Genomic DNA, 8,660 nt, shown 5'->3' on the forward strand with positions numbered 1-8,660 from the left:
GAATATGTAATTGGTTGTTTGCCCTGCGAGGGTGCAGCGATACTGGGCTACGTGCCTTATAAGAATTCCACGGTTGCCCAATGTTCTAGGTGCGGTCAAGATGTTTGGATTGGACCAAAGCAGAAAGAAACGCACGAGAAGCGCGAGTATCCAATCATTTGCCTTGACTGTATCATTGAGGAGCATGGAATCGAAGCGGTAAACAATATCGTTCCATTAACGGACAAGGGGACGGGAGAATGAGTTTCATCAACGTGAAAGAAAACAGAGTGAACCTACAGGTCTTCGAGTACAGGCAGCCTGGACAAGAGACGCCATCTGATCCTGCTTTTGAATTTATGACAGGCAACGAGGCGGAGAAACTTGCTTGTCTAGGTTTCACCCATGAAGTCATTGGACCCGATCCCAAGGATGGTGGACCCATGTTGATTTGTGCCTGTCCCAATGCGGACTCTGCAAGGACAATTAAGGACGCCCTTGATTTTCTTGATAGGCTATGATTTGACAAACTCTTATTGAGTTGGAGAATTTTATGAGATCGTCCGGGCAGGTGGAGACTCATCTTCGGAAGGATACGCTTCGGGTTCTGCAACGAAAGTTGCCGATTATGGATCGCGCTGATCGACTGGAACTTATTATGCTTCGCGTTTCAGTAGCTCAGGCTTGCGATGTGGCTGGAGTCGAGACTAGGAATCTGCGTGTGATTGGAAAAAGTTTTCACGAGTTGGTATGGATGGCCAATCACAAGGATCACGGATGGAACACTTTGATTTCGGCATTGGCTGAGAAAGTAAAAATATGAAAGGGTTCACGATCGCGGACATACTCACCGATCAGGAAATAGAAGAGGCACGTCGGATGTATCGCCGGCTCAAGGATACTGGTCGTTTTGCTGCCGCGATTTGCGACAAGTTTATTGAACCCAATATGGCTCGAATCAATACTAAACTTGGTCAAGAGAATAATTCTTTGTTCTTGGCCTATGCAATTGAACACATTTTGTCACAGGAAGTGAGACATGATTAGGGTTTATGAAATTCCCGATGGCATCATAGTTGAATCTCAACCATTTACGAAGCCAAGTAGGAATGTAAACGGTCGCATCATCGCCGAGATTAAGTCGTCGCACGGTCGGCGACGGGACGTGCATGTTCGTCTGTGCGATTTTGGCGCACTGATGACTTTGACTGATGTGGCGGTTTTGGGAAACGCGCTTCGTACATTGGCGACTTGTGTTCAGGAGAAAATGGACGAGGTTCAACAAGAGGCCAAGGCCAAGGTCAAAAGATCAAGGAAGAAATAATGGAACCAAAGTTCTGTCACGCACTTGGTTTTCGGGATGCTCTGGCTCACGTCTGCATGATTACCAGGATGAACGGACCTCATGCGGCCGTCCGCGAGGTCGCGGAAATGCTGCTAAAGTCAGACCCAGATCATTGCCACGCGAAGGTGGTTTTGGAAATGATCGACGTGGACGAGCGGGAGCAACGCAGAAAAGCATGGCGGAAGAAACGCAAGAAATCAAAATGAGCAAGGATGCGTTGATTGGGTAAAGTAGGCCCATGCCAATGTGGGAGGGGTATTGCAGATGGGTCACATACAGAGTAGAATTCTGCTTTTGGATATATTTCGGTAACGAGGTTTGCAATGGTAAAAACAAGGAAGAATGTTGTTGTTCGTAATAAAGGCGATTCATTAGGCGACTTAATCTTTGTTGCCGAGAAGGCTAATAAGATTTTCTGGACCGATGATGATTGGGATCGACTAGCGGAAATCGTGTGGAAGATGAAGGCAACTTCAACAGATTGCCTGTCTCGAATTGCGAGTCTTGCACAAAAACAGTTTCCGCAAAATCGACAGAGACCCGGCATACTAACGGTGAAATCATTGAAGCCGTTGGTAAAGCGAATTAGGGCAAAGGAGGAAGAGACCAGGGAATTAGCGGACAGAGCCGGAGCACTTGCTGCTCAAGTGACTTTCTTCCAGGGTGTGCCGGCAACCAAACAAGAGATCATCACTTCTCTTACTGATGACGAGGTACGTCAACACTTCTTTGGTCGTTTTCTTACGATGTTGACGATCGACGATATTGGTTCTACATTTTCAGCAGATCAGTTGTTAGGAGCATTATCAACTGCTGATCTTGCAGCCGTCGTCACGAAACGACTTGTTGAGAACATGGAACGTCCAATTCAAGTGATGCTACCGCTATCCATCCCAGCGGAAGAGAAACGGATAGTATCGCAACCCAGTCATAAACCGGCAACAGTCGTCAGGCAGAAGAGGATCATGGTCATAGGTACGCGGGGCGACGAAGGCCGGCACATACGCGATAGGGTTCAACATCTGTGCGAAGTAAGTTTCATGGAGGGAAAAGATTTGCGAGCGGAGACCGTTCCGAAGAATGCTGATCTTGTCATCCTATGGTCGAAATTCATTTCACGACAAAACAGGTTGATGGTGTTGGAACTCCTTCCGTGCGGAAAAGTTTTTGAGCATTACTTTGGCGCAAAGGAACTCGTCAGGAAGATTGAAAGTTTTTGCGGGAACGAACTTGCAACAATAAAGGCGAGGTAGGTGCAAATCCTACCTCGCCTAACCCGCATCAAAAATGAGTGGGGAGAGCGGGAGTCGAACCCGCACATTGCGTCCCTTGTCGGGCCGTCTCTGCTCTTGTTGGACTATCTCCCCATCTTGGTTTCCAATATAAACAACATTCAACGTATCGTTGATTTTCTTAGCTGCGTATTTTTCGTTTTGCCATCACTAAGTATTTTTTCTGCTTATCCACTCCAATAACTTTTGACGCCCCGTTGTCGAGTCCCGCAAGCAACATTGTTCCGCTTCCAACAAAGGGATCAAGTAATACGCCGCCGGTGGGCAGTAAGTATTTGCACCACCAGTCTGCAAGAGCGTAGGGCGTGCTTGCAGGGTGGCCAACGCTTTCGTTAGGGTTTGCTGCGGCAAATGGCAGCAGGTTGAATGGGGTGACTCCTCCTCGTTCCATTGCCACCTGGGCGGTTCTGCCGGCGTTGACGGCTTGGCCACCAGGTCTTCGTTGTAAACAACGGTCTTCCCATCGTATCGAAGCCATTGCGTCTGATATGTCCCAAAGCACTGATTCTTGTTTACGATAACAGTCCGGCCGGCCCAACCAAACGCACCATTTGACGCTCTGCCGCATTAGGCCGACCTTCCGGCTGGCAGCGTGAGAGGGAAGCGTGTTCATGCACCACCAATAGGCATCCTGCACCAAGTTCCATTCTTCCGCAGCCCACAAGACAAATCTCCATGTCCAAAGACGCATAGCTCCGATGTTCTTGAAGTTTGGTTGGAGGATGAACATGGCACTGCCGGTCGGCTTCAATACTCGGCGACACTCGACGACTACCGTCTTCATCATGTCCAGCCATGCTTCCTCGGTCATTGCTCCGTAGTCTTTTCCAATGCAGGGGTACGGCGGGTCAGTGATTATGACATCGACGCTGGCCTTGTCGATTTTCTTCATTTCCTTTCGGCAATCGCCTTCTATCAGAGTTGTGGCTGCAACCCTTTCTTTCCACTGGTCATCAGTCAGACGACTGGGCTTCTCAGTTTTGCTGTTGGATTTTTCCCTCGATCGAATGGTGTGAACAGCACCATGTAAAGTTTTGCTGCCGTCAATGACACTTTGTAGCAACTTGTTGTCGCCCGAATCGCGGATGGTTTTCATTGCGCTGAGTGAACCGTGAGACACTCCTGCTTTCTTGGCGGCAGATTCGCGCGCATTTAATTTTGCCAAATTTGGCAAAATATCGCCTTTGGGGGGTCTGCCCGCATGACCCGCAAGAAGTTCCTCATATTGGAGACCAAGGTAAGCTCGTTGCCCCGTGGTCAAATGGCGTCGCGCCAGGTTGTCGCTGATTGCAAATAACTTGGCGGCGTCTTTGCTGGTGAACTCCCGAATAATGACTGGAACGGTTTTCAGTCCTAGTTCCTTGGCTATTCGCAGGCGATTGCTGCCCGACAGGACAATAAGGTGATTGCCGTTTCGCCAGACGATCAATGGAATCTGGATGCCATCGCGTTCTATACTCTCCTTGAGAAACTTAGAATCTTCGTAGGTTAGTGGAGGGCCAACTTCTATATTCCAAGGGTTTGGTTCGAGTTTAGAGACCAGGCAATGGGCGACGATTTCATTGGCTGTTGACATAGGGTACTTGGGTGATTTGCTGGGGTTAGGTCATTACAAGGCGGTGAACTCCCAATCGGCTCGTGGCCGGCCTTCGCTAAGAGTCCCAGTATCTTCTCTTCGTCAAGAAAAGACAAGTCCTCAAAGGCGTCTGATTCCAAAAGGAATTTTAGCAGCCGACGCGATTGAATCTTTCTGAAATGCTTCCTTGCCAAGAATTTCCACGCTGCCGATAAATAGTAGAGCAACCACCAGGCGTCTTCCCCAGTGACAGAAACCTCGCCGCGAAGAGCACTGGTGTAAACCAGATGTCGAAGGCCGTTGTTGTCTACCGTTCGCAGGCAGGAGTTTTCTTGCAACGGGGCAATGGGCGTCGGTAGAATCTTTCCATCTTCTGATATGAGTCCACGTTGCAGACCTTGCTCGGCAAAATCCAGAACGTCATGGAAGTTTGGATTGCGTTGACCATCTTGGTCGATGCCGGTGATTTTCTTCCATGCGTCCTGCCAATTTTGGATAAGAAGGTTATAAGCACCCTTCCAATCTTTTTCAACGGCTTCGCTGAAAAGTTGCTGACCACGGCGACGGCGTGTGGGATCATCGTCTTCTTCGGACGTTTCCTCGTACTCGGAAATTTCGTAGGATTCGTAATGCTCAAACATGGACATTCTCGTTTGTAAATGGTTTTAGGAGCGGTGGGAAATTACTAATTACCAATTCGGTATTTGGTTTGAGAGATTGCCCCGCGCGGTAGGCCGATGACATCTGGTAATTTAGAGTGACCTCAGCACATTGGCCTGGGTACAGTTTTTTTACAGCCTCAGCATTGTCATAAGTCATAAGCCATCGCCACTTGACGCCTTTCAAGGCTTTCGCCAGGTCTTCATGTTTGTTGGTTGGTCGCTTGCCGTCGCCGTTGTTGGCAAAGGAATGCTTATAACATTTATCTCCGGCAACATAATAGGGCGGGTCAAGGTACACTAACGTCTTTGGGGAAATGTCTGACAAGAGATCAAATACGTTGTCGAATGTGACCTGGAAATTTCCGGCTGTCTGCACCTTGACCATATCTGTTACACGGACAATCGCCTTGCAGATTTCAGCAGGATTCCAGCGAACGTCAAAACCCCATTGCTTAGGCGTTCCGTCGTCCGCCCTCTGGCTCTTGCCACCAACATGCGTGGCCGCTTTCTCGCCCATGTTTGAGTAGGACAATTTATGAACGAGCAACTTGTCAAACGCTCGCTCAACCCTGGTTCGGTGGAAACGGCACTTGTCCTTATCAGCCAGGATTCGAGATTTGACTTTGGCGAAGTCGCGCAAGGTTGGCTTGAAACTCATTACCTTTTGACAGAGTTCGTTTCGTTCTTTGGGATTCAACACCACATCCCACAAGACGAATACGTCCTTGTCAATGTCGTTGATTCTTACAGGAAAGGGGCCGTATTCTTTGAGAAGTGTTAGTCCCATTGAAAAACCGCCCGCGAATGGTTCAATATATTCTGTGATAGGCAGAACAGGATTAAACACTCCTTGCTTCACAAATCGTGTTGCTAGTCGAGATTTTCCACCGGGGTAACCAAAAAATGATTTCATGTTGATTTTGTCAGCCGTAGATTATGTGATTACCGCGATCCTACTCGCCCTTATTTTTCCAGTAGAGTTGCAATGCTTTCTGAGTGCATCGACCTTGGAATTGGGCACCCGTTTCGTTTAGCCCGGCTTCCATGACTTCCGGCCATATCTCTGGCCATTCGGTAAGGATGCGTTGGCAAAGTTTCAATCGCCCGGCATCGTTGAGCGAATTCATTTCCAGCATTCGATCGAGTCGTCCCGGTCGGCTTGAAGTATGATCGGGCGTCGGCGTGCCCAACGCTGGATCGAGTTGATCGAGTCGATTGGTGGTGACAACCAACAGGACGCCGCCTGCACGTTCGATTCCATCGAGACAGTTCAACAAACAATCAAAGGTTAGATGTCCGCCGGCAATGTTCTTTCGGCACTCAAATACCGTGTCGATGTCTTCGATCAAAGCGATGCAAGGAACTTCCTGTTGCATCCTCTGCCAGTGTTCTTGTAACTCGTTGTCATAAAGCGTGGCCAGATGGTAGACGCAAACCGGCAAATCAAAATCTTCGGCGATGGCACGAACGATTGAGGTCTTTCCAGTGCCAGGAGGTCCATAGAGCAACCAGCCACGTCGCCACGGGATACCTCGACTCTTATACCATTCTTCACTGGTTCGCCAACGCTTGATTTCGTCAACCATTGCCGTTGCCTCCGGGCTGAGGGCTAGTTGTCCAACCGCGTTGCCATGATTCAATCGGCATGTCCCCAGGTCATCCGGGTTCCATTGCAGGATTCGATTTTGCATGGAAGTTATTGCCGTCCAATCGGCGGTCTGCGCGGCACCACACGCACCATCGTTGCTTTGCAATCGAGCCGGTTTTCCATCCGAACCAAATAAGTGCCTTACGGAATATCTTGGCCGAGCTTGATTGTCGGTTGTAGCCTGGGCAGCGTTGTATTCGTTGGTAGCAGCAATGAGGAGTTTGTCGAGATTAAAAGTGCCTCGAAGAAAGGTGAGAGTAAGACCGCCCTCGAAATTCTTTTCTCCCATCATAATGTCTTGTTGGTTGTATCGAGCCTCGCGTTTAATCCAGACGGGACGCCAACCACACCAGAATAATTTCCCTCCCGTGCCAACGATCTCCATTGCGATCAACTGGACTCTTTTCTTTGGTCGGACAAACATCGTCCACCCAATGTAGTTTCGCATTCCATAAGGTGAGGTCTTGAAGTGTTGCCAGCAATACATGCTCACGGCTTCTTGCAGGCCGCCTTGCACCTTGCAGTTGACAATCAAGTAACTGGAGATTTGCGACCAGATGCTTCGGATGTATCCCCAAAACATGGTGAGTGCCCCGGTCAATGCAGCAGTTCCGCCGATAATCCATCCCCAGTGGTGCATTATGATTTATCCTCTATAACAACTCTGTGTGTTCGTTTTCCAAGTTGAATCACGCCCCAACCAGGATCAAGAAATCCTGACAGCATGTTGGGGTCACTGACTTGACTTCCGTTCCACTTCATTGATCCTTCTTTGATCTTGCGAATGACTGCACTTCTCGTTGCAATAAATCCGCTCTTGACAACAACGTCAGCAAAAGCGTCAAAGCGAATTATTCCGCTTGGGATTTTCGGTTGGCACCAATTGATGACGTGCTCCAACGTCTCGGCATCAATCGACCGTGGATTGTTTAGCAATTCCCAAAGGTCATCAAATGGAAACGCTACCATCATGTCGGCGAATGTTTTAGGTTTTGTCATGGGTGTCGATGATGTATCGTCCAGCGGGTATGTATCCATCTGCCACTAGAACGTCAAGCATCAGGGGAAGATTTCTGTTGTGACGGCCGCGACGGAGATCGTTTGCCTGTTGACTGGTGATTTGAGGACCATCGCCGCGAACTTGATATTCAAGGCAGAGACCATTTACGGTTCCCGTGTTGAATAGAAGGTCAAACTCGAAGCCAAATACCTGTCTGATGTACTCCTCTAAATCCTGATATTTCACTCGAAACACGGGAATTATGACTGCTTTGAGCTTAGGCTTAGGGTCTGTCGGCATCTGATGGCGTTTCTCAGATTGAGTTCTGTTAATTAGCACGACTTGACTCCGTTGTGGCTGGGTGGTATAGTGAGGTTTGGTAGTTTCGGTAGTTTCTTTAACCCAGAGAGGATACGTTATGTACCATTTCACATTAGGAGACATGGAGTGCCAGTGTGACACTCCTGACGAATTGCGAAAAATCTGCGAAGGTAGGTCAACCAGATTCGTCCCCATCTGTTCCAGGGAAACCAGGGATGCCATCCCGGACCCACCCACGGCGAAGGAATCCACCAAGGCCAATACCAGGGAAGTGTTTGGCATTGGCAGTGGCACTTTGCCGTATAAGGAACCGTCACGGGAGGAAGTCGTGAAAGAGTTGCCATACGTTGACGAACCTTTGACATGGAAGGTGGCTAATAGGTGGGCCAAGAAACTTGGCCGAAAGGATGTTTCGCAACTTCGTTCTGACCTGTGTGCCCGTAAGAAAATGGGCAAGTAGGTCATCAATCAAATGGTCGCCGGCATGAGGCCGGCGACTATTATTTATAGTCGCATCGGTAGGGATCGAACCTACGACTACAGGCTCCCTGATAACCCTTGCCTACGACCCGTTGGGTAAATGGCGGGAAGGGTAATTTGACCTGCGCCTCTTCCATCTGGGCTACGATGCGATCGGTCTACTCAATCGAGTTCATCAGAATTTCGATGTGCTCCCGCAATGATTGCAAGCGGTTGAGCGTCTCATCTTCCGTTACACTGTGATCGGAAAATACTTCGTCGATCGCCTTCTCGGCTTTTTCGTCAAGTGTCATCTGTTACCTCTGCGTTTTAATGTTTGTCTTCACCGAAAATTGCCCCGATGCCAGCGACCCCTAA

Annotated in this window: 13 protein-coding genes and 1 tRNA gene; 6 read left to right on the top strand and 8 right to left on the bottom strand. The window is 48.9% G+C overall.

What is annotated here, in order from left to right:
• The 6 genes from WCX19_RS14640 to WCX19_RS14665 all read left to right on the top strand — a co-directional run.
• A partial coding sequence (locus tag WCX19_RS14640) for a hypothetical protein (protein ID WP_373009416.1) occupies positions 1 to 243 on the top strand: 243 nt, incomplete at its 5' end.
• A complete protein-coding gene (locus WCX19_RS14645; protein ID WP_373009418.1) occupies positions 240 to 500 on the top strand; it encodes a hypothetical protein in 261 nt (86 codons plus the stop codon). The genes WCX19_RS14640 and WCX19_RS14645, both read left to right, overlap by 4 nt.
• 298 nt (positions 501 to 798) lie before the next feature.
• The gene (locus tag WCX19_RS14650) at positions 799 to 1,026 is read left to right on the top strand and encodes a hypothetical protein (protein ID WP_373009420.1); all 228 of its coding nucleotides are present in this window, start codon (positions 799 to 801) and stop codon (positions 1,024 to 1,026) included.
• Positions 1,019 to 1,303 carry a hypothetical protein gene (locus WCX19_RS14655; RefSeq protein WP_373009422.1) on the top strand — a complete coding sequence of 95 codons (285 nt, stop codon included), beginning with the start codon at positions 1,019 to 1,021 and terminating at the stop codon, positions 1,301 to 1,303. Before WCX19_RS14650 ends, WCX19_RS14655 begins: the two co-directional genes overlap by 8 nt.
• The gene (locus WCX19_RS14660) at positions 1,303 to 1,530 is read left to right on the top strand and encodes a hypothetical protein (RefSeq protein WP_373009424.1); all 228 of its coding nucleotides are present in this window, start codon (positions 1,303 to 1,305) and stop codon (positions 1,528 to 1,530) included. The genes WCX19_RS14655 and WCX19_RS14660 overlap by 1 nt, the downstream gene beginning before the upstream one ends.
• Before the next feature lie 117 nt (positions 1,531 to 1,647).
• Positions 1,648 to 2,577, top strand: coding sequence for a hypothetical protein (locus WCX19_RS14665; RefSeq protein WP_373009426.1), 930 nt, complete (start codon positions 1,648 to 1,650; stop codon positions 2,575 to 2,577).
• A gap of 39 nt (positions 2,578 to 2,616) precedes the next feature.
• Here WCX19_RS14665 and WCX19_RS14670 read toward each other — a convergent pair.
• The 8 genes from WCX19_RS14670 to WCX19_RS14705 form a co-directional block, all read right to left on the bottom strand.
• Positions 2,617 to 2,691, bottom strand: a tRNA-Cys gene (locus tag WCX19_RS14670).
• A gap of 46 nt (positions 2,692 to 2,737) precedes the next feature.
• Positions 2,738 to 4,192 (bottom strand): DNA methyltransferase, encoded by a 1,455-nt coding sequence (locus tag WCX19_RS14675; protein WP_373009428.1) that lies wholly within the window; start codon positions 4,190 to 4,192, stop codon positions 2,738 to 2,740.
• A complete protein-coding gene (locus WCX19_RS14680; RefSeq protein ID WP_373009430.1) occupies positions 4,123 to 4,839 on the bottom strand; it encodes a hypothetical protein in 717 nt (238 codons plus the stop codon). The genes WCX19_RS14675 and WCX19_RS14680 overlap by 70 nt, the downstream gene beginning before the upstream one ends.
• Positions 4,826 to 5,767, bottom strand: coding sequence for a DNA adenine methylase (locus tag WCX19_RS14685; protein WP_373009432.1), 942 nt, complete (start codon positions 5,765 to 5,767; stop codon positions 4,826 to 4,828). Before WCX19_RS14685 ends, WCX19_RS14680 begins: the two co-directional genes overlap by 14 nt.
• 40 nt (positions 5,768 to 5,807) lie before the next feature.
• Positions 5,808 to 7,142, bottom strand: a complete 1,335-nt coding sequence (locus WCX19_RS14690; protein WP_373009434.1) for an AAA family ATPase — start codon at positions 7,140 to 7,142, stop codon at positions 5,808 to 5,810.
• Entirely contained in the window at positions 7,142 to 7,501 is a 360-nt protein-coding gene (locus WCX19_RS14695; RefSeq protein ID WP_373009436.1) for a hypothetical protein, read from the bottom strand. Before WCX19_RS14695 ends, WCX19_RS14690 begins: the two co-directional genes overlap by 1 nt.
• A complete protein-coding gene (locus WCX19_RS14700; RefSeq protein WP_373009438.1) occupies positions 7,488 to 7,802 on the bottom strand; it encodes a hypothetical protein in 315 nt (104 codons plus the stop codon). The genes WCX19_RS14695 and WCX19_RS14700 overlap by 14 nt, the downstream gene beginning before the upstream one ends.
• 659 nt (positions 7,803 to 8,461) lie before the next feature.
• Positions 8,462 to 8,596: a hypothetical protein gene (locus tag WCX19_RS14705; protein WP_373009440.1), complete on the bottom strand. Its 135-nt coding sequence runs from the start codon at positions 8,594 to 8,596 to the stop codon at positions 8,462 to 8,464.
• Between the last annotated feature and the right edge of the window lie 64 nt (positions 8,597 to 8,660).

Source organism: Methanoregula sp., from assembly GCF_041663825.1.
GTDB lineage: Archaea > Halobacteriota > Methanomicrobia > Methanomicrobiales > Methanospirillaceae > Methanoregula.

What these genes read in the sequence shown, in the direction of transcription:
- WCX19_RS14675 (WP_373009428.1), bottom strand. Translation starts at nt 4,192, where the DNA reads ATGTCAACAGCCAATGAAATCGTCGCCCATTGCCTGGTCTCTAAACTC.
- WCX19_RS14695 (WP_373009436.1), bottom strand. Translation starts at nt 7,501, where the DNA reads ATGACAAAACCTAAAACATTCGCCGACATGATGGTAGCGTTTCCATTT.
- WCX19_RS14645 (WP_373009418.1), top strand. Translation starts at nt 240, where the DNA reads ATGAGTTTCATCAACGTGAAAGAAAACAGAGTGAACCTACAGGTCTTC.
- WCX19_RS14700 (WP_373009438.1), bottom strand. Translation starts at nt 7,802, where the DNA reads ATGCCGACAGACCCTAAGCCTAAGCTCAAAGCAGTCATAATTCCCGTG.
- WCX19_RS14685 (WP_373009432.1), bottom strand. Translation starts at nt 5,767, where the DNA reads ATGAAATCATTTTTTGGTTACCCCGGTGGAAAATCTCGACTAGCAACA.
- WCX19_RS14650 (WP_373009420.1), top strand. Translation starts at nt 799, where the DNA reads ATGAAAGGGTTCACGATCGCGGACATACTCACCGATCAGGAAATAGAA.
- WCX19_RS14660 (WP_373009424.1), top strand. Translation starts at nt 1,303, where the DNA reads ATGGAACCAAAGTTCTGTCACGCACTTGGTTTTCGGGATGCTCTGGCT.
- WCX19_RS14705 (WP_373009440.1), bottom strand. Translation starts at nt 8,596, where the DNA reads ATGACACTTGACGAAAAAGCCGAGAAGGCGATCGACGAAGTATTTTCC.
- WCX19_RS14680 (WP_373009430.1), bottom strand. Translation starts at nt 4,839, where the DNA reads ATGTCCATGTTTGAGCATTACGAATCCTACGAAATTTCCGAGTACGAG.
- WCX19_RS14665 (WP_373009426.1), top strand. Translation starts at nt 1,648, where the DNA reads ATGGTAAAAACAAGGAAGAATGTTGTTGTTCGTAATAAAGGCGATTCA.
- WCX19_RS14655 (WP_373009422.1), top strand. Translation starts at nt 1,019, where the DNA reads ATGATTAGGGTTTATGAAATTCCCGATGGCATCATAGTTGAATCTCAA.
- WCX19_RS14690 (WP_373009434.1), bottom strand. Translation starts at nt 7,142, where the DNA reads ATGCACCACTGGGGATGGATTATCGGCGGAACTGCTGCATTGACCGGG.